This window comes from Psychromicrobium lacuslunae (assembly GCF_000950575.1).
GTDB lineage: Bacteria > Actinomycetota > Actinomycetes > Actinomycetales > Micrococcaceae > Renibacterium > Renibacterium lacuslunae.
The window spans coordinates 1488440-1507980 of sequence record NZ_CP011005.1; the positions used below are offsets into that span (position 1 = coordinate 1488440).

Sequence of the window (19541 nt, forward strand, 5' to 3'; positions counted from 1 at the left end):
TGTTCTATTATCGAACACCATGTGCTAATAATGATTGCTTAGTAACAGCCACGTCAAACCATAGTCTGGAGCAGCTGTGCCCGGTGAACAAGCGGAAGCCGCCGCCCACTCGCAAACCCTCTCTCGAGGGATCCGAGCCCTTGAGCTGCTAGCGCAGGCTGCCACTCCACTCAGCATTGCTGAATTATCTGAACAGCTCGGGGTTCACCGTTCGATTGCTTACCGCATTCTCCGAACACTGGAGGACCACTCACTTGTCTTCCGGGATGATGCCGGTCGGGTGGCTCCCGGTGCTGGCCTTGCCATTCTAGCGCGCTCGGTTTCCCGCGATCTGCAAGCTGTTGCCTTGCCAGAACTCAACCAGCTCAGCGATGAGCTCGGGATGACTGCCTTTATCGGCGTCTGGGATCGGCAAGATTGTGTCACTTTGGTTGCCGTGGAACCTCAACACACCGGGGCCACCGTAGCGCAGCGTCCGGGTAGCCGCCATCCACTCTCAACTGGTGCGCCCGGTATCGCCATCCAATCCACTATGAATGCTGCACAGTGGGCGCGACTTGCCCCGGATCAGCCCTATCGAGATGCAGCCAAACTAGCTAAGGAACGCGGTTTCGCACACAGCCATGATGAGGTTATTCCCGGCCTGAATTCGGTCGCCGCCGCCATTACCATCCCGGGTGCTCGGCCGGCGGCCCTTGCGGTGGTGTACATCCGAAGCGAAATCTCCGAGGAACTACTTGGAGCCCGGGTTGCCGAATCGGCTGTCCGAATTTCAGCGCTGCTGCGCTAGCCGCTACCGGCTGCGCTGCTAGCTCCGCCAGCCGTGATCGAACTGCTTTCAGGCGCTTGCACGCCTTCAGGTTGTGCTGTGCACGCTCGCCCCACGCAGCCAAGCCGCGGTCAGCAGCCCTAAGAGGAAAAGCAAGCTTGCGGCGGCCACCGGAACGATGAACGCTTGATGATATCCAGAGCCCTCGGCGAGCGAGCCGGCCAAAGACGAGCCCAGCGCGGTACCCGCCACAATACCGCTTGCCAGTAAGGTCATCACGGTGCCCAGCCAGCGTCGTGGTGCGACCAGTCCGCCAATACTGAATATCGTGACCATGGTCGGGCCGACCGGAATGCCTAGTAAGAACAAGGCCAGCAGCATGGTCGGGACAGTGTCCGGCAACAATAAAAATACCGAGAGGATCGCCATCGCCGCCGCCAGCACCAGCCAACGCCAGCGTTGGCCGAAGGAGCGGGGCCAATAAGCCACCGATAGCGCCGCAGCAGCCGAGCTAAGCCCCATCACTGCATAAAGCAGACCAGCCAGCTCAGAACCACCTGAGTTCGCCGCCACTGAGCCGGTGAAAGCGCTCAGCGAGGTCAGCGTCGAACCGAAGAACGTGCCCATACAGAGCATGCCCAATACCGGGACCGCGACCTTCAACCAGACCGAACGATCATTACCAGCTACAGGTTCCGGAGCGATCTTGCCGCCGCGCTGGGCCGCGACGGCATGCACGGTGCGATGCAGCGCGAAAGCGGTGACCAGGCTGAGTGTCAGGGCGGCGGCCAGCACGATTGGCAGCCACGGAGCGATCAGCGAAGCCAAGATACCCACCAGGGCCGGACCAAGCACAAAGGTCAGCTCGTCGGCGGTGCTCTCATAGGAGAGAGCGGTATCTAAGGCACCATCCCTACGTGATTCCGGCACCTTCCTGACCAGGGCCATCCAGCGGACCCTGGCCAGCGGTCCGACCTGCGGGGAACTCGCACCGGCAAGCCAGCTAGCGACCAGGATCCAGGCGATGTTCGCTCCGTTAAACCCCTCCTCCGCGCCGGCTATCCAATAGCTCAGCGCAATCACCAGGCCCAGGAAAACGGTATTGGCCACCGCAGCCGCGATGAGGACCGGTTTCTGACCAATCCGGTCGGCGATGAAACCAAGTAATGGTGCGCCCATTGCCGAGCCGATGCCCGCGGCCCCGGCGGCAAAACCACCAATCGCGTAGGAGTGGCTGACCGCGGTGACCAGGGTGAGCACTCCGACATTGAGCATCGCCAGCGGAAGCCGGGCAAACAACCCTAGCGGCACAAAGCCCCGACCGGAAAGAGCTAGGATTCGGCCGAAACGCCCCGGCGATTGTTCCGAATCCGGTGCAGCGGAGCTTCCAGCAGTGGATTCGCCTTGAGTAACGGACCCCGTTGGGTCAACGGTGATCTGCTGGGGATTTATCGTCTCAGAAGGTATCCCCAGTGAATCTTCAGGGGCAGAGGATTTAGCGGATTGAGGCACAATGCGCCTTTCGGGTACGCGTCACAACGTGCATCGTCCCTCCGCCCGATGCACCCGACCCGGTTACACCACTATTCTAGCTCATCAAGAACCTTGGTGGTCAGCGTGGAACCGGCCCGGCCTTTGATCACTTGGAGCTGCTGCGGAATTCGCAGTTTCATCTCGGCAACATGACTCACCAGGCCGACCACCCGACCACTATCGCGCAAGTTCTCTAATGAGGTCATCACCTGATCCAAGGCCTGTTCATCCAAGCTGCCGAATCCTTCATCCACGAACAACGTCTCAATCTGCAGGCCGCCCGACTCTTGTTGCACCACATCCGCTAAGCCCAAGGCCAAAGCCAGGGAAGCCATAAACGACTCGCCACCGGAAAGCGTTGAGGTATCCCGACGTTGATCGGTCCAGCCGTCAATGACTTCCAAGCCAAGCCCAGATTTACGCGACCGCCCCGCCAGGGCATCGCTATATTCGAGCGAATAGCGTCCGTCGCTCATGGTCAGCAACCGTTCGGTCGCGGCGGCCGCGACCTGCTCCAGCCTGGCGGCGAGAACGTAGGCGCTCAGCGGCATCTTGTAATCGTTATGGCCTAGGCCACGGGCAGTTTCCGCTAATGCCGTGAGCATCTGGGAGCGCTCTCGAAGCGGTCTTAGTTGTTCATCGAGGATCGTATAACGGCTCGCCGATTCGGTCACCGTGGCGAACAACTGGCTGGCTAATGCGGATTGCAGCGCTGTCGTTCTAACTTCTCGCGCCGCTTCCTCCCTGGCAACGCCGAGCTGACCGAGTAGTTCCTCACTGGGCGGGGTGATCTGCTCTGCCCGCTCCTGCAAAGCGGCTTGCACCTCGGCGCTCTGCCAGGCCTGTTCGGCTCGAATGGCTTCTTCCTGATAATGACTCAGACGCTGCTGTAGCTCGGCCAAGCGTTCAGCGCTCAACAAGGCCGCCGAAACGGCTTCCGCGCTGTCAAAAACAGTACCAGCGAGCTTATCGTCGAGCAGGCGTTGTGCGGTGTTCGCTTCCTGACTGCGTTGCGCTAGGACCCCATCTGCGGTAGCTGCTTCAAGTAGCAGGCGTTCTTGCTCGGTGAGTCGGCGGATCTTGCTCTGCAAGGTGGAGTCGGAGCCGAGCTGCTCGGCTATTTTTGCGCTCCGCTCGGCAATTGACGCCTCAAGCGTCGAGGCTTTGGCGCTCAACTGATGCACCCGGGTCTCGGACTCCTGCAAAGTGATGCTCAGCTCGCCGTGCTCGGCTACCAATTCGAGCATGGTGAGTTTTAGCTGATCGCTGAGTTCTGCTGCCGCGGTGGCGGCTTGCTGGGCTGCCAGGTTGTGCTGATGCTGTTCGGTCAGCACTTCCAGGCTGCTCTCCCCTGCCTGGGCCGCCGAAGCTGCCAGCTCAGCCCTCAGCGCCGCATGTCGTTCTGTCAGTATTTCAACCAGTTGTTGACGTTCCTCTTGCTGCGCCATTGCCTGTTCTTCAAGCCGCTCCGAGCCGCGCACCTCATCGCCGTTGCTCGCTGGTCGTGGATGTTCCAGGGCACCGCAGACCGGGCAGGCTTCGCCCGGGGAAAGCTTGGCAGCTAGCTCAGCCGCTGCATGTTCTAGCCGAGCCTGTAGCAGTTTCAACCATTGTTCTTTAGCCTCAAGTTGTGCTGCTTTCGCCTCCTGCAGCTGCTCATCGAGATCTCGAAAGCTTTCAGCAAGCCTTTCGCGTTGCTGAAAGGCTTTGAGCTTCTCTGCGGAGTTGGTAAGTTGTTGCTCGCGTAATTCAGCCTGCGAGGCAGCCTTTTCGGCTGCGGCTGCCTCGCTGGACACCTCGTTTTGCTGTGCGAGAAGCTCGCTCAAGCGGCCGCCGAGCTGTTCCACCTTTTGTTGCTGATCGAGCAGTTCGCCGCGAGTTTGCTGCAGTTCCGTGCGCTGATCATCAACTAGTTGCTGTTCCGGGAGCATTGCCTCTGCCACGCTGGACTCTCGGGCTAGCTGCCGAGCAGCTGCTTGCCAATCAGCCGAATCGCTCGAGGCAAATTCTGCGGGTAACTCTGACCGCAGTCGCTCCATGGTGTTCGCGGCAAGTAACTGGTCTCGGCTGGCTTGCCGCAAGCGTTCGATCTCGCTGCCGAAGCCCTCGGCCAAATGATGCAGTTCAAAGGCAGCTTGGGCCGCCGCTCGATCCATTGATTGAGCCTGAACAGCGGCTTTGACGGTTTCGGCGGCAGCAAGTGCACTATGTCGAAGGCTGAGTTGTTCCGCCTTCTGCAGCTCTAGCTGACTGCTCAGCTCCTCGGACTCGGCGCGCTGCAGTGCAGTGAGCGAATCAACTTGAGCCTGTTCGGCGAGACTGAGGATTTCGACGAAATCAGCTTCTTCGGTTGCTTCATGCTGAGCTAGCCGAGGCTCCGCAGGCTCGGTGCGTTCCTCGCTCTCCGCAGTCGCAACGGCCGGATGAGCTTCTTCAGAGCGCGGCAGGAATCGTCGCAATTGCTCTCGGGCCTGCTGCAGGATAGCGGCCAGCGCCGCGTCCTGCTCAGCAACCTCGCTAGCTAAGCTTGTCGCGGTCGCCGCCAGCTGCTCTTCGACAGCTTGGAACCGGTCGGTGCTGAAAAGCTTCTGCAGCAGTTCTTTGCGTTCCTTGACCTGGGCACGTAGAAAAGCGGCGAACTCACCTTGGGCGAGCATCACAACTTTGGTGAACTGCTCGCGATTCATGCCCAGTAACGCCGAAATCTCGCCACCAGCTTCTTGGCTGCGGGAGGTCATTGGCTGCCAGCTGCCCTCAACTTTTTCTTGAAGCAGGGTCCGGGCCTGCTCAGTGACAGTTGATTTTCCGCGCTTAGCCGGACGCTGCCAGGCTGGGCTGCGCTCCACCAGGAATTGCCGGTCGGCCACACTGAATTCCAGGATCACCAGCGGCTCTAGATCAATCGGGGCGTGATCGCTGCGCAGCCGGTGGCCGTCTTGCCGAGCCCCGGGAACTGAGCCATACAGAGCAAAGCAGATGGCATCCAAAACACTGGTTTTACCAGCTCCGGTCGCTCCGTTGAGTAAGAAAAGCCCCTGTTCGCCGAGCTGATCGAAGTCAACCTTTTGCCGATCGGCGAACGGTCCAAAGGCCTGCACTTCGAGGCGATGCACTCTCATTCCGTCACCTCAGCGGCGAGTACCGAATCCAGGGCTTGACTGAACGCTTCCGCCTCCGTGGTACTAGCCTGCTGAGAACGAACATGGGCAAGGAAGCCTGTGCAGACCTCAAGATCGCCGGTGGCCGCGGCAATCCGGTGTGCATAGCTCGGTTTATCGCCGTCCCGCACTACGCTCGGCGCATACTCAAGCACCAGGGTGTAAGGAAAACGTTCACGCAGCCGATCCATTGCGCGGGCCGGTCGTTGCTGATCTGTCAGTACCACTTGGCAATATTTTTGTTCGGCCTCGCGCAGACTCGGCTCGGCCAAGAGCTCAGCTAATTCGCCGCGCAGAGTGGCTAGCTGCCGCTCGGCCGGCCAGTTCACTGCCTCGACTTCGCCCAGCCCGTGCTGATCAATCTCCACCAACCAACCACCTTTGGCTTGCTCGGCGTCGGCAAAGGAGTATGCCAGCGGTGATCCGCTGTAACGAACCTGGTCGCTGAGTTGTTGGCGACGGTGCAGGTGTCCCAGCGCGGCATAGTCGAAGTCAGTGAAAAGATCCAGAGGAACCGCGCCAATCCCGCCGCTACGCATGCCGCTGAGCACTCGCTCATCGTCAGAGCTGAGGGCTCCGGAGGCAAAAGTATGGGCCATCACCACGGAGCGAATTCCGGGCCGTTCGGCTAGGTCCGCCCGGATTCGATCCAGTGCGGCGGCCATCACCGAGCCATGGTCGGGCTGCTGCACATCAAGGTCTTCTGCCACCAAGCGCGGCTCAAGATAGGGCACCCCGTAAATAGCGATTCCATCGATCAGTACCGGACGATCAAGCTCGGCAATTCCGGCGCGAATATGCACGCCGCCTTGGCTCAACACCTCGGCAGCGAATCCCAGCCGAGTGGCGGAGTCATGATTACCGCTGCTGAGCACCACAGTTGCTCCGGCCGCATGCAAGCGGGTCAACGCGGAACTGAACAGCCGGACGACGTCCACCCCAGGCAGTGCCCGGTCATAGACATCCCCGGAGATCAGCACCACATCGACCTGGCGCTCAAGCACCGTCTGCAGCAGCTGATCGATGAACCTGCGCTGAGCGGAGAGCAAACCGACGCCATGGAAGGAGCGACCAAGGTGCCAGTCAGAGGTGTGTAGCAATCTCATGGGGAAAGCCTAAGGGCTGACACCGACATCGGTGCCAGCCCTTAGTAACTCCTAGTCTCTAGTCCTCTTTGGACTTGGCTTCGTCGGCCGACTTTGGGCTGGTCTTGCCGTCGAAGAAGTCACGCGCTTCCTGGTTAACAGTGCTCTCCGGGACGGCTGCCTCGGTCGCTTGGCTCCCGGCCAGCTGGCCTTCGGCGACCGTCGCGAGCTCCTGCTCACCTTCGGTTTCCAGCGGCGCTGCGTCGGCTACGGTCCTCGGCGCATCACCGTCGGTGACGATGAAACCACGGTAGATCAAGCCAGCCAGGGCGGCACCGATCAGCGGGGCGACCCAGAACAACCAGAGCTGGCCAACCGCCCAGCCATCGGTAAAGAAAACCACTGCGGTGGAGCGAGCCGGGTTCAGGCTGCCATTGGTGAACGGGCCGAGCACGGTCAGCAGCACCGCGAGGCTGAGACCAATCGCGAACGGACCGACCGCCTTATTGCTCTTCAACCGGCCAACAGCAAGAATCACCGAGACAAATACTGCGGTGGCAATGATTTCAATCAAGGCAGCGCTGAGCATCGGCAACTTGAGCTGCGAGTGGTCGTCAAAACCATTGGCCAGCTGACCGAAGAAGCTGCTCAGCCCGCCGCCTTCGGTCGGGGTTTGGAAGGCTGGCACCCGGACCAGGGTGACATAGAGGATGAGCGCGGCCAGCAGTCCGCCAATCACCTGAGCGATCACGTAGTAGAGGCCATGCAGCCACTTGATACCGCCTGCAATGGCAGCGCCGAGAGTGACAGCGGGGTTGAAATGGCCTCCGGATACCTGACCAAAAGCGATAGCGGCGACCACGAGGGCCAGACCAAAGGCAAGCGCCGACGGTATTTGTGAGGCGCCCTGCAGGCCACCCCACATTGCCGCTCCCAGGCCACCGAAGACCAAAATGAAGGTGCCAATCACCTCCGCACCGAGCCGCGCCCACAGCGACGGTGCCTTGCTTTCAACGATTTCATTTTCGGATTCAACAACTGATTCGCTGTTGACGGTACTCACCTGAGACATCGGCTTCCTTCATCTTGGTTGGTTTATCCGCAACTTACTGTACCGTTCAACCCTGCCGACTTGCTGTGAGGGCTCGACGAGCGCCGCTCCAACGGGGCAGTAAATTGGAAAGATGAACTTTTCTTCTACGGTGCGTGGCTGCCTAATGGCGGGCGCTCTCGGCGATTCTTTCGGTTATCTGATTGAGCGAGATGATCTGGCCAGCATTAAGAATCGTTTCGGGAATGAGGGGTTACTCGACCTTTCGCAATCCGACGCCCCGGTACATTTCTCCGATGACACCCAGCTGACTCTTTTCACCCTGGATGGGTTGATCGAGGCCATTGACTGGGCCAACCAGGGCATTGCGGCCGACCATCTGGCCTGTCTCTGGCTCGCCTATCTTCGCTGGCTGCGCACCCAGGGCGAGCAGATCCCCGAGAACGCTCCCCAGCCCCCGAGGCGGTGGCTTGATCAGCAACAAGTTCTGCTCCACCGTCGTGACCCAGGGAAGGCTTGTCTGTCTTCATTGCTGAGCGGAGACATGGGCACCATTCAGAAGCCTATTGCCGCCGAGGCCAAGGGCTGCGGCAGTGTGATGCGGTCCGCCCCGTTTGGACTGATTCCACATCTTGATGCCGAGCTGGCTGCTCGAATGAGCTTGAACGCTGCAGCCCTGACGCACGGCCATCCGGTGGCTTATCAGGCCTCTGCTGCGTTCAGCTGGCTGATCCATCAATTGGCGGTAAAGCGGCTCTCACTCGCCGAGGCGATGACCTCGATGAAAGGCTACCTCGAAACCCTTAGCGCGGAATCGGTGCTGCTGGGTGCTGTGCAAGACGCGCTTCGACTTGCCAGCGAACAAACTGGAGCCAGCTACCCTGCCGGTGCTGAACTGAGCAGCGCTTTAGGCCTCGGCTGGGTGGCTGAGGAGGCACTGGCCTTGGCCTGCTATTGTGCGCTGGTGACCGAGCCTGAGGCGACAAGTCCGACGGCTCATTACCTCACCGCGATCAGAGTGGCGGCAAACCACGACGGAGACTCGGACTCGGTTGCCGCGATTACCGGGAACATTCTCGGCGCACATTATGGCGAGGCCTGTCTGCCAACGGGCTGGCTCCTAGCTGCCGAGGCACCCGAGCTCATCTATGCGATGGCCGATGAGTTCGTTCGGGTCACTGGCTCGGAAGCGAGCTAGCTGGCACGCCGATCTGATTGCAGGCTTCACAGACCGAGGCCGGGATGACCCCCAGGCGTTGTAAGAAACCGAAGATTGTGCAGCCCAAGCAAAATCCAAGGAAGGACTCTAGTGAGGCCGCAATAATCAGCAACACCAGGAGCGACCAAGCGAGCAACGGCACCCCGCTGAAGTAAGAAATCGTTGCCGCTAAGGAGATTACCGCGCCAATCCCCTGGGCAAACCTCTTCGGTGGCCCGGGGACGAGCTTCGCTTCGCCGACTAACGGTGCCAGCACCTTGACCGACAGTAGCGCGAAGGGTGAGATTCGTGGTCCGAAAAGTACCCGCAGCACGAACCCGGCGGCTAAGATCGCCAAGCCCCACCCCCAGGAGGTGAGCAGTGTGAGCAGTGCCAACAGCACGACCAAGCCCGCGGTGATTCGAGCCGCATGTTCATTGACTGGATTAGGGAACCAAAAGACGCGTTGCAGAGCACTCCGCGGCACGGTCAGTTGCTGTTCTGCCGGCAAAGCCGCGGTTGGGAAGCCCGCTTTGGAGGCCGCCCCGGTGCGCGGCGAAGGAGAGTCGGTGCGCGGCGAATTTGATAGCTGAGCCATCTATCCAGGGTAGGTTTTCCACTGTCGGCTACCCAAGGAATGTGTCGAACTAAGTAGCTTCCAGTGAAAGCTCCTCGTTGAGCACGGGTCGGCGTTCAGCGCTGATCGGCCGGACCGCCTTCCGTGTCGAGGCGGGTGATGAGCGATTTACTAGCGACACGGCGATAGGAACTATCCAAAAGCTCTGCAATCTCCTGCCAGTCTGGTGTCGTTATGGTCAGATCAATGCCCAGCCAGCCTGCTGGGGCCAAATAGGATGGCAGGTAGCAGCGCTCCTCAGTCAAAAGCGCTTCACGCTCAGCTTCCTCCAGTAGGACTAGTACCGAAAAGGGCCGCGGATGCCCTGACTGGCCCTGACCGAAGTAGCTAAAGACCTTGCCCTTCTCACCGGCCCGGAAGGTCGGTCGGCCAAAGGCCTCTTTCTCAATCGCCTCGGGAAATGCCAAGGCCAACGCTCTTAACTCAGCCAAACCAAAATCGTCATCGTCGTACATTCTGGGATGCGCCATCTGCTCAGATTAGCCGGACTGTACGCTGAAGTCATGGCTAAGTCATTGAACATTCTGGTCACCGGTGGCAGCAGTGGAATCGGCTATTTCGTTGCGGAACAACTTGCCGAGGCCGGTCACCGGGTCACCATCGCGGCCCGGAGTCCAGAGCGAGCCCGGGCCGCAATAGCGAGTATCAGCCAACGAGCGCAACGAGCGCCGAGGCGTCAGCCTGGCTTCCAGCAGCTTGATTTGGCTTCCTTAGCGTCGATTGAGACAGCAGCCGAACAACTGCTCGCAGGGCCCAAGCTAGATGTCGTGATTGCCAATGCTGGGGTGGTGCATCACCCCGCGGTGATCAGCACCAGCGATGGCTATGAAGTGTTTTTCGGCACCAACCACCTCGGCCATTTTGCGCTCTTGGCCAGACTTTTCCCAATGCTTCAGGAGACCGCGGGAGCACGAATTGTGCATTTGGGCAGCCTCTCGCACTTGTGGGCGAAGCCTCGGCTCAACGCACCGGGCAGCAACGGCTGGTTCAGCAATTATCAGAACTCAAAATTGGCCGTGATGCAGTTCGGCTTCGAACTAGACCGCCGCTTGCGGGAACACCAGCTGCCGGTTCACTCGGTGGTGGCCCATCCTGGCAACTCCCCCGAGCAATACACTCCGGCGCGTCCTGTCCCCGCGAAGACCGCTAAGAAGAGCGGTAGGTTGCCAGCCGCGCTGCGCACCCTCGGACAACCTTTCTGCCAGGGTAAGGACGCCGGAGCGTGGCCTATTGTGCACGCAGCAAGTGCCGACGAGGTACCAGGTGGTTCCTACTGGGGGCCAGCCAAAATGTTCCACATGGTCGGTCAACCGACCCGGCAGCGCGCTGCCTCCGCTGCCTATGACCGCTCGGCCGCCGAAGCATTGTGGACTCTCTCGGCAACACTGACCGGAGTTGATTTCACGTTCTAACCGATCATTTGCATGAACTCCCCTTCGGAGAGCACCTCGATTTTCTGTCCCTTGCCGTGTAGTTCAAGCACCCTACGTGCTTTCGCCGTCACCCTGCCCGCGCCGGTATCACCGCGCCGTAGGTCTGCGGCAATAAAACCGTCCCCGACCACGAGCACGGTGGTTTTACCGGTCACCGTGCTGGCTGGTTGGGCACCTAGCTGGGCGGCGCGCTGTTTGGCCGTGCCACGCGAGATCTGCAGATTCCCGGTAAAAACTACTGTCTGCCCGAAAAGCGGATGATTATGATCCGCGAGCGCATTGGCCTGAGGGTTTGCGCCTTCCTCAGGCCAGCCGAACCAATTCGCGGCCACCTTGGCAGGTGGTGTCGCCGGGGCGAGCGGATCCGGCACAAATGCTGGCATCTTCGGCAAGGCGAGATTGAGCAGTTGATAGAGCTCCACGACGCTCGCGGCACCGTGCTTGGCGGCAATGTCAATCAAGATTCCCGCGCAAGCTCTGGCATCTTCAATGGCATCGTGGTGATTGATCAGTGGTACCTGCGCGGCTTCGGCGACGAAGGGCAGAGAGTAGGACGGCAAGGAATAGCTCAGCCGAGCAAGTATTACCGTGCAGGCGTACGAGAATGCCGGACCGGACCGGGCGCTGGCTTGCAGCGCAGCCTTAATCACCCCGGTATCGAAGGCCGCATTATGAGCCACCAGGACGTCGTCGGCTAAGAATTCAGAGATCTCATCGAAAACCTCAGCGAAGCGGGGTTGACTGGCTACTTGCTGCGGTGTCACGCCATGAATTTCAATATTCCGCGGTTCAAAGTGATCGTGTCCCGCTGGCGGGCGCATCAGCCAAAAGGCTTCTTCGACAATCCGACCATCCCGCACTCGGCTCAATCCGACGGCACAGGGCGAACCACGAAAGCCGTTCGCCGTTTCAAAATCGATAGCCGTGAAATCCAAACCCACTTATCAAGACTAACGCCGCCGCCACGGCTTGGTGCGCGCGGCGTGCCGGATAAGCTGAGAAGCGTGAACTGGTATCTCTTTGACTACGGAATGGTGATCTCTCAGCCACCCACCGCGGCTGATTGGGAGGCTTTGGCGGAGGCTAGCGGATTCGCTGCTGAGCCAGAAAGCAGTGCTTATTGGCAGCATCGGAGGGGTTACGACGCCGGTGAGCTCAGCACCGAACAGTATTGGCAGCGAGTGCTCGGGCGGTCGGTCTCTAGCGGACAGCTGGCGCAACTGCACGCCCTAGATGTACGTGCTTGGTCTCATCTCAACGGCGAGACTCTTGACGTTCTGGAGGCCATCGACTCAACCGGTGCAGGCCTGGCACTGCTGTCGAATATGCCGGTCGAGCTGGCCAAGGATCTAGGTGCTTCGAGCGTTTGGCCACGCTTTTTCAGCAAGTTATATTTCAGCGGACAGCTTGGTTTAGTGAAACCCGACGCTCAGATCTACCAGCACGTACTCGACGACCTTGCCGTCCCGGCAGCCCAAGTGACCTTCATCGATGACCGACAGGAAAACCTCGACGCCGCGGCAGCCCTAGGTTTCAACACCGTGCTGCACACCCCGGAAACCGACCTAGCCGTAGAGCTCAAGCTCTCCTCTTAAAAACCGTCGAGTGTCGAGATCTGGGGCTTATTCTGTCGTTTTAAGCCCCAGATCTCGACACTCGACCGCTGAGTGAGGTGGCGACGGTGCGCCCGAGCTACCGGGCGTTAAGGCACCGGGCGTTAAGGCACTGGGCGTTAGGGGGTGGCTCGGCGCAGGGTGAGGTAAGAGCCGCCAGCCAGCAAAACACTCAGCGCCAGCAACCAGCCGGCAATGCTCAGATTGCTTTGCGCTCCGAACCAGCCGAAGAAGTCAAGCCACCAGCCCTGCCAGGTGAGCAGTGCCACCAGGCCGACAATAATCACTGCCAGCCCGATGGTGACCACCAGTACGCCGTTGACCTGCCAGCGCTTATAGAGTGTGGCCGCCCAAAAGCCGAAAAGATAGAGGAACATCATAATGGAGAAGAAGAACAGGATCGTGGCGTACCAGGCACCATCGGAGACCCAGGGCAGGTAGAACATGTGCCCGTTCATCCCCCAACCATTAGTGGCGTTCTCAATCAGGCCCATCACCCAGTAGAACAGAGCCATCACCAGAGCCACAGTGCCGAAGAGCAACATTGAGCCCAGGTAGAAGGCGCGACGGCTAATGCTCAGACCTTGTGAGAACGGGAAAGTCAGGGTCAGCGCCTGAAGTCCGAGGGCGAAGAAATACCAGATCACACCCTGACCCGCACCGGAGAACTTGAATTCGACGCTATTGGGAATGATCGCGAAAATCGCCAAACTGAGCAGGAAACATCCCGCCAGGATCACCGCCGGAATACCTAGGAACGTCCACTTATTCGTCAATTGCATTCTGACTACATTGATAACCTTGCTCATCGCGATGCCTCCTTAGCGAGCACTTCTTGCTCGGCCTTCTCGGCGAAATCCTCGGCCGAAGAATTGATTGTCTTGCGCACTACTAGTTGCTGAAGCGAGACGGGAGCCAGTTCCAAGCCAAGTTCATTGGCCCGTCCGCGCTCCGCCGGACTGAGTTGACCATTAATGGTCACCGAGGCCAGCGAGGCGAAATTCTCCCGGTGCAAGATCTCTCGACCAGCCACGAAGCCGTCGATCTTCGAGGCCGGCCCCACCACGGTGACCGCACCGCCGCGGATGTTTTCCGCGTCATCGTCAATGATGATCTTGCCCTTATCAATCACGATTACATGTTCTAGCAAATTCGAAACCTCATCGATCAAATGTGAGGAGAGCACGATGGTGCGCGGGTGCTCGGCGTAATCCTCTACCAAGCGGTCGTAGAAGAGCTGTCGCGCCACTGCGTCGAGCCCTAAGTACGGTTCGTCGAAGAAAGTTAGCTCGGCCCGCGAGGCGAGGCCAATAATGACGCCGACCGCCGAAAGCTGACCACGTGAAAGCTTCTTGATCCGACGGTTCAACGGCAACTGAAAATCTTCCACCAGTCGATCCGCCAGTTCCTGATCCCAGTTCTCGAAGAACAGCTTTGCGGAAGCAAAAGCATGCTTGGGCCGGAAGTCATCCGGATATTTCTGCGATTCCCTAATAAAGCAGATCCGGCTGAGGATCTTATCGTTTTCGTAAGGGTCACCGCCGAAAACTTCAATCTCACCACTGGAGCGGAACCCTTGCGCAGTCAGAATCGACATGATGGTGGTCTTACCCGCGCCGTTGCGTCCTAAAAGACCATAGATTTTGTTCGGCTGCAACTCAAAGCTGACAGAATCCAATGCCTTGAAGTCGCGATAATTCTTGCTCAGATTTCGAACTTTCACCACCGCACTGTTGGCGTGTTGAGTTACCTCATTCATGATCTCGCTGCCCCTTCTACCGCTTCCTGCGGTTGTTCCGACTGAGCACCGTCCCTGGTGATCATCTCGGCAAGTTGTTTACTGTCAATGCCTAATTTGCGAGCTTCTACTCGCAGTGGCGCTACGTATTGTTGATAAAACTTCTCGCGTCTGCGCGCAATCAAGATGCCCCTCGCTCCGGTTGCTACGAACATGCCAATTCCTCGTCGCTTGTACAGAATGCCGTCATCGACCAGCAGGTTGACCCCCTTGGCCGCGGTTGCGGGATTGATCCGATGGAACGAGGCGAACTCATTGGTCGAGGGCACCTGAGTTTCCTCGGCAAAACTGCCCTCGACAATTTCGTTCTCTATCAGCTCCGCAATCTGCAGGAAGATTGGCTTATCGTTATCGATCACGAATCCCCCTTTCAGAACAGGCCAAGCTAGTTACTTGGTTAGCCGGTTCATTACTCATGTAACTAACCTAGAGATAATCCTCCACGTTGTCAACTATTTTGCGTTCCTCCCCCGAGCGGGAGAGCATGAAGTGTGCAGCAAACAGTCCAGGTCAGTGCGGTGGCGATTTTCAACCAGCAGGGTGAATTGCTCACGGTACGGAAACGCGGCACCGCCAAATTCCAGCTGCCGGGCGGCAAGGCCGACCCGGGCGAAACGGCAGAACAAGCCGCCCTTCGTGAGGTCAGCGAAGAAGTCGGCCTCGAGCTTTCGATCGATCAGCTAAGCTATCTAGGCCATTGGCTTGGCGAAGCGGCCAATCAGGACGCTGATCTGGTCAGCGCCGAAGTTTTCCTCGCCTCCGGAGAGCATCAAGCCACCGCCCAGGCGGAAATCGCCGAGCTGCGTTGGATTCCGCTCAACACAGCAGCCAACGCCGATCTAGCCCCGCTTATCGCTCTTTTTCTGCTGCCCCTGCTGCGCCTGAAGGCTTCGCCTGCGTCGCTGCCGACCGAGCAGCAGTAATGCCCGCTTGAACTCGTTTCTCCAGGGCAGCTAGGGCCTCGTCCGGCAGCACGATCAATCCGTCAAGTTCCTTACGCGTCCGCTCGTAGGCCAGCTGTCGCTCAGCTGGGGTGGAAGCCTCATCCACCGCAATCGGCAGCAGTTTTTTCGCGGTCTTGAGTCGCTGCCGTTCTGGCTCGGTGAAATGCTGATCTTTCAGCCGTTTTGCCTCTCGCTCAGCAATGTCGAAGCTGACCTCAAAATTGCGCACTGCCTGACGATACTCAATCAGCTGAGCTTCGGTCGAAATTTCGCTGGCATGCTCGGGGCGCAAACCGTCGGCGAGACGCTTCGCTCGCAGGAAATCGACTGTCAGCGGCTCGCGCACATCAGACATCATCGGATAGTCGATCAGCTTGGCCACGTCGAGTTCGTAGTCCAGCCAGCGGGCGTTCACCGCGTCGTGATCAGTGACCAGCCGTTCGGCTTCGCTGGGTCGCTGAGACTTTGGCTGTTGATTTGGTTGTTGATACTGCGTTGCCTGCTGATGCGCGGCTTGATAGGCCGCAGAGAGATCCGGCCCGGTTTGGCTAATGGGCTGAGGTCCATTACCTCGCAGCGTCGAGTAATCATCACCTCGTCCGCGTTCAGCACGTTTCCGGGAACGCTGATCCCAGCCAAAAGTTGCCCGGATGATGCCGCCAAATACCGGTAATAGGAAAATCAACCACCAGTGTGAGCCAATCCAGCCAAAAATTTGTCCCATCTCATCCACAGCGCATCACCCCTACATCCTGCCACGGCAGTGCATGGCCCTCAATGACGTTTGTCACCGAAGCCAAGCCGCGTCATCCCGTCATGAAGCCACCGGAGGTTCCCTGCGGGCAACCGAGTCGGTCAGGAACTGGCACAATGATCGAATGGAATTCATTGGGGTCTTGCTGGCTATTGTGCTGGTGGTCTGCGCGGTGAGCGCGATAGGTAAGAGAATCAATATCTCCGCGCCGCTGTTGCTCGTGGTGGTGGGCGCAGCTGCCTCGTTTATCCCCCAGGTGGAGGTGGAACTGAACCCAGAGATCATCCTGGTCGCCATCCTGCCACCGCTGCTCTTCGCCGCCGCCTATCAAACCTCGCTCGTTGATTTCCGCAGCAATAGGCGCGCTATCGGTCTGCTCTCGGTGGGTTATGTGATTTTCACCGCGCTCGGCGTCGGGTTGGTGGCTTATTGGGTTTTCCCCGGCATCTCGCTAGCTGCGGCGATCGCGCTGGGTGCAGTGGTCGCTCCCCCGGATGCTGTCGCCGCCACCGCGATCGCTCGCCGAGTCGGAATGCCCCGACGAGTTGTCAGCATTCTGGAGGGCGAATCCTTGGTCAACGACGCCACCGCGCTAGTCACCTTGCGCGCCGCGATCGCCGCCACCGGTGGGGTTATTTCGGTCTGGCAGACCGGTGCTCAGTTCCTCTGGGCAGCGGGCGGCGGCGTGGTGATCGGCGTCGTTGTAGCGATCATCCTGACCTTTATCCGCAAACGAGTACGCAACGTAGCGATCAATACGTCAATGTCCCTGGCCGCGCCGTTCCTGGCGTACCTACCGGCCGAGGAACTCCATCTCTTCGACATGCCGGCCTCTGGTGTGCTCGCCGTGGTGGTCTGCGGCCTGCTCATGGGTTTCAAGAGCCCGGCGATGCCCGGCGGTGCTTCCCGGATGAGCCAGCGCAGCAACTGGACCACGGTGCAGTTCCTCTTGGAGAATTCGGTTTTCTTAATCATTGGTTTGCAGGCTAAGACAATCATTCAGGAAGTCCAGGAGGATTCTCTGGGACTGGCCGCGATCTGGTGGGGTTGCCTCGCGGTACTTGTCGCCGTTCTTCTCTTACGACCCATCTGGGTCTTCCCAGCAACCTATTTGCCGCGACTCATTCCGGCGGTGCGCCAGGCCGACCCCAATCCTTCCTGGACCTCTCCGGCCATCATTTCCTGGGCCGGAATGCGCGGCGTGGTGACACTTGCTGCAGCGCTCACCCTACCCACCGAGCTACCGCATCGCGAAGTTCTTATCCTTGCCGCCCTGGTGGTGGTAGGTGGCACCTTAGCGCTGCAAGGCTTCACTCTGCCAGCCTTGGTCCGCACCCTCAAGGTGCGTGGCCCAGACAAACGCGAGGACCTACTCTCCGAGGCCGCCGTGATGCAGCGTGCCACCTCCGCTGGCGTGGCTCATCTGCGCGAAATCACCACCGATGATGATCCTCCGGAAGTGCTGGCAATGCTTAAGCGTCGCACCCAGGAGCGCGGCCTCGCGGCCTGGGAGCGACTGGGTAGGCCAGGTAGCGAGGCAATGACCCCCTCCCAGCGTTACGCACAGCTTCGCCAGGAGATGCTGGACGCAGAACGTCAGGAAGTGCTCAGCCTGCGGCGTGGCGGCGATTATCCTCATGAGGTGCTGGCCGAGGTGCTCAATCGACTTGATGTGGAGGAGTCGATGCTGGAAAGCGCCCTGGAAGACCCCGAGTTTGACGATCCCACCGAGGAGAGCATCACAGAGGGCGGCTGCGAACATCTGCAAGCTGCGCGTGACCGCCCGGTCCCCGAGACCTTGGTCTGCGAGGACTGCGTTAAGGAGGGCACCAGCACTGTGCACTACAGAATGTGCCTGAGCTGCGGCAAGGTGGCCTGTTGCGATTCCTCGGTGGGCCGACATGCGGATCGCCACTACCGGCAGAGCGGCCATCCGGTGATGCGTAGTGTGGAGACCGGTGAAAGCTGGCGGTGGTGCTATCCGGACGAGTTGCTGGGCTAGGTCCGTAGGGAACTTCGCTTAGATCTCAAAACCCGCTGCTTAGTTGTTCCCTGTGCTCGCTTCACAGTCAGCGCTGCCTAGGCTGCTGAGTGCTGTACCGTACCCTTGAAGGGTGACTCTTTTAGCTTCAGGCCTCGGGGCCTTTGACCTTCAGGCAGCTTTCCTCGGCGGACCGGTGCGTACCGGTCTGCTCCCGGATTGGCTCAACCCGATCAATATTCTGGACAACCCGGCTCTGGGTTTCTGGGTGATCGTGATCGCCTGTGGCATTATTTTCGCCGAGACCGGCCTGCTCCTCGGTTTCTTCCTCCCCGGTGATTCGCTGCTCTTCACCGCTGGGCTGTTGACCGCTGCGGGCAAGCTACCAATCAATATCTGGGTGCTGGTCCTGCTGCTGATAATCTGCGCAGTGGTAGGAAATCAGGTGGGTTATATGATCGGCGCAAAGGCCGGGCCAGCCATCTTCAACCGACCAGATTCACGGTTCTTCAAGCAGGAGAACATCACTAAAGCACACGAGTTCTTTGAGAAGCACGGCGGCAAAGCGCTTATTTTGGCCCGCTTCGTACCGATCGTCCGAACCTTTGTGCCGGTCATTGTTGGCGTAGCCCAGATGAACAAGCGGCACTTCACCATCTTCAATCTGGTTGGTGGCGTGCTTTGGGCTGGCGGCGTTACGCTGCTCGGCTTCATTCTGGGTGACCGAATCCCCTGGGTCACCGAGAACCTCGACTTGATCTTCATCTTGATCGTGCTGATCTCGGTAATCCCGATCATCATTGAGGTTATCCGCGGTTGGCGATCCCGTCGGAAGCAAGCCGAACAGAGCTAAGTCGGCCATCTCTTCTTGCTGAGTGTGCAGATCTACACGTTGTGAGTGCTCTAAAACGTGTAGAACTGCACACTCAGTTCTTTAAAAGCTCGGGTTCAGCGTTCTCCGGGCAATTCGCTCAGGGTGGCTATTACCGCAGGCAGCAACTTCCGGAAAGCCTGGCCGCGGTGCGAGATTCGATTCTTCTCGGTCGGGTCCAGTTCGGCGCAGGAAAGCTCCATGCCCTCGGGTTGCAGGATCGGATCGTAGCCGAAGCCATTACTTCCCCGCGGTTCACTGAGCAGAGTGCCCCGCAATTCGGCCAGCTCAACCACTTCGACGCCGGGGGCCACCAGCGCTGCTGCGCAGACGAATCCGGCGGCACGATGTTCGGCGGAGATATCGCCCAATTGGGCCAATAAGAGATGAAGGTTAGCCAGGTCATCACCGTGTTTTCCGGCCCAGCGCGCGGAGAAAATCCCCGGCGCACCACCGAGCACATCCACCGCTAAACCCGAGTCATCGGCAATCGCTGGCAGGCCGGTCGCGGCGCTCACGGCGTGGGCTTTGAGTAGCGCGTTTTCGGCGAAAGTCACCCCGGTCTCGACCACATCGGGGGCACCCGCCGCGGCTGCGTCGATTACCTGGGTGTCGACGTCAAGGTTCGGGACCTGGCCGCGCAACAACTCCCGCAGTTCCCGCAACTTACCTTGATTGTGGGTGGCCAGGATTAGCCGCGGCTCGGCCATCAGGAC

At 59.4% G+C, this 19541-nt stretch carries 19 protein-coding genes; 7 read left to right on the forward strand and 12 right to left on the reverse strand.

Annotation, left to right across the window (positions count from 1 at the left end; translation table 11 throughout):
* Positions 1 to 76: 76 nt before the first annotated feature.
* Entirely contained in the window at positions 77 to 790 is a 714-nt protein-coding gene (locus UM93_RS06920; protein ID WP_045074598.1) for an IclR family transcriptional regulator, read from the forward strand.
* A 66-nt stretch (positions 791 to 856) separates the two neighbouring features.
* Here the strand turns inward: UM93_RS06920 and UM93_RS06925 are convergent, their stop codons facing one another.
* The 4 genes from UM93_RS06925 to UM93_RS06940 all read right to left on the reverse strand — a co-directional run bounded on the left by UM93_RS06925 (position 857) and on the right by UM93_RS06940 (position 7617).
* On the reverse strand, positions 857 to 2206 hold the full coding sequence (locus tag UM93_RS06925) for an MFS transporter (RefSeq protein ID WP_045077025.1): 1350 nt from the start codon (positions 2204 to 2206) through the stop codon (positions 857 to 859).
* A 146-nt stretch (positions 2207 to 2352) separates the two neighbouring features.
* Positions 2353 to 5421 carry an AAA family ATPase gene (locus UM93_RS06930; RefSeq protein WP_045074599.1) on the reverse strand — a complete coding sequence of 1023 codons (3069 nt, stop codon included), beginning with the start codon at positions 5419 to 5421 and terminating at the stop codon, positions 2353 to 2355.
* Positions 5418 to 6566: an exonuclease SbcCD subunit D gene (locus tag UM93_RS06935; RefSeq protein WP_045074601.1), complete on the reverse strand. Its 1149-nt coding sequence runs from the start codon at positions 6564 to 6566 to the stop codon at positions 5418 to 5420. Before UM93_RS06935 ends, UM93_RS06930 begins: the two co-directional genes overlap by 4 nt.
* Before the next feature lie 58 nt (positions 6567 to 6624).
* On the reverse strand, positions 6625 to 7617 hold the full coding sequence (locus UM93_RS06940) for an MIP/aquaporin family protein (protein ID WP_052663666.1): 993 nt from the start codon (positions 7615 to 7617) through the stop codon (positions 6625 to 6627).
* A 112-nt stretch (positions 7618 to 7729) separates the two neighbouring features.
* Between UM93_RS06940 and UM93_RS06945 the strand changes: the two genes are divergently transcribed.
* Positions 7730 to 8794 carry an ADP-ribosylglycohydrolase family protein gene (locus UM93_RS06945; protein ID WP_045074603.1) on the forward strand — a complete coding sequence of 355 codons (1065 nt, stop codon included), beginning with the start codon at positions 7730 to 7732 and terminating at the stop codon, positions 8792 to 8794.
* Here UM93_RS06945 and UM93_RS06950 read toward each other — a convergent pair.
* Together UM93_RS06950 and UM93_RS06955 are read right to left on the reverse strand one after the other, a co-directional pair.
* On the reverse strand, positions 8772 to 9392 hold the full coding sequence (locus UM93_RS06950; RefSeq protein ID WP_082057047.1) for a DUF4395 domain-containing protein: 621 nt from the start codon (positions 9390 to 9392) through the stop codon (positions 8772 to 8774). The two genes, UM93_RS06945 and UM93_RS06950, sit on opposite strands and share 23 nt — an antisense overlap.
* Positions 9393 to 9487: 95 nt before the next feature.
* Positions 9488 to 9901 carry an MmcQ/YjbR family DNA-binding protein gene (locus tag UM93_RS06955; RefSeq protein ID WP_045077029.1) on the reverse strand — a complete coding sequence of 138 codons (414 nt, stop codon included), beginning with the start codon at positions 9899 to 9901 and terminating at the stop codon, positions 9488 to 9490.
* A gap of 33 nt (positions 9902 to 9934) precedes the next feature.
* Here UM93_RS06955 and UM93_RS06960 point away from each other — a divergent pair, with 33 nt between their 5' ends.
* Positions 9935 to 10843, forward strand: coding sequence for an SDR family NAD(P)-dependent oxidoreductase (locus tag UM93_RS06960; protein WP_052663668.1), 909 nt, complete (start codon positions 9935 to 9937; stop codon positions 10841 to 10843).
* Here UM93_RS06960 and UM93_RS06965 read toward each other — a convergent pair.
* Positions 10840 to 11805 (reverse strand): exonuclease domain-containing protein, encoded by a 966-nt coding sequence (locus tag UM93_RS06965; protein ID WP_045074606.1) that lies wholly within the window; start codon positions 11803 to 11805, stop codon positions 10840 to 10842. The genes UM93_RS06960 and UM93_RS06965 overlap by 4 nt on opposite strands.
* 63 nt (positions 11806 to 11868) lie before the next feature.
* On the opposite strand from UM93_RS06965, the gene UM93_RS06970 reads away from it, so the two are divergent.
* Entirely contained in the window at positions 11869 to 12459 is a 591-nt protein-coding gene (locus UM93_RS06970; protein ID WP_045074608.1) for an HAD family hydrolase, read from the forward strand.
* A gap of 137 nt (positions 12460 to 12596) precedes the next feature.
* Here the strand turns inward: UM93_RS06970 and UM93_RS06975 are convergent, their stop codons facing one another.
* From UM93_RS06975 to UM93_RS06985, 3 genes are read right to left on the reverse strand one after another with little or no spacing between them, the layout of a single operon-like run.
* Positions 12597 to 13286 carry a hypothetical protein gene (locus UM93_RS06975; protein WP_045074609.1) on the reverse strand — a complete coding sequence of 230 codons (690 nt, stop codon included), beginning with the start codon at positions 13284 to 13286 and terminating at the stop codon, positions 12597 to 12599.
* Entirely contained in the window at positions 13283 to 14236 is a 954-nt protein-coding gene (locus tag UM93_RS06980; protein WP_045074611.1) for an ABC transporter ATP-binding protein, read from the reverse strand. The genes UM93_RS06975 and UM93_RS06980 overlap by 4 nt, the downstream gene beginning before the upstream one ends.
* On the reverse strand, positions 14233 to 14634 hold the full coding sequence (locus UM93_RS06985) for a GntR family transcriptional regulator (RefSeq protein ID WP_045074613.1): 402 nt from the start codon (positions 14632 to 14634) through the stop codon (positions 14233 to 14235). The genes UM93_RS06980 and UM93_RS06985 overlap by 4 nt, the downstream gene beginning before the upstream one ends.
* Positions 14635 to 14766: 132 nt before the next feature.
* Between UM93_RS06985 and UM93_RS06990 the strand changes: the two genes are divergently transcribed.
* Complete coding sequence (locus UM93_RS06990) at positions 14767 to 15198, forward strand: NUDIX hydrolase (protein WP_045074614.1); 432 nt, start codon at positions 14767 to 14769, stop codon at positions 15196 to 15198.
* Here UM93_RS06990 and UM93_RS06995 read toward each other — a convergent pair.
* Positions 15125 to 15943, reverse strand: coding sequence for a hypothetical protein (locus tag UM93_RS06995; RefSeq protein ID WP_045074616.1), 819 nt, complete (start codon positions 15941 to 15943; stop codon positions 15125 to 15127). The two genes, UM93_RS06990 and UM93_RS06995, sit on opposite strands and share 74 nt — an antisense overlap.
* 154 nt (positions 15944 to 16097) lie before the next feature.
* Between UM93_RS06995 and UM93_RS07000 the strand changes: the two genes are divergently transcribed.
* Positions 16098 to 17975, forward strand: a complete 1878-nt coding sequence (locus UM93_RS07000) for a Na+/H+ antiporter (RefSeq protein WP_045074617.1) — start codon at positions 16098 to 16100, stop codon at positions 17973 to 17975.
* 112 nt (positions 17976 to 18087) lie between these two features.
* Positions 18088 to 18807 carry a VTT domain-containing protein gene (locus tag UM93_RS07005; RefSeq protein ID WP_052663669.1) on the forward strand — a complete coding sequence of 240 codons (720 nt, stop codon included), beginning with the start codon at positions 18088 to 18090 and terminating at the stop codon, positions 18805 to 18807.
* Positions 18808 to 18902: 95 nt separating this feature from the next.
* Here UM93_RS07005 and rdgB read toward each other — a convergent pair whose 3' ends face one another.
* Positions 18903 to 19535 (reverse strand): RdgB/HAM1 family non-canonical purine NTP pyrophosphatase, encoded by a 633-nt coding sequence (rdgB, locus tag UM93_RS07010; RefSeq protein WP_045077033.1) that lies wholly within the window; start codon positions 19533 to 19535, stop codon positions 18903 to 18905.
* Positions 19536 to 19541 lie beyond the last annotated feature (6 nt).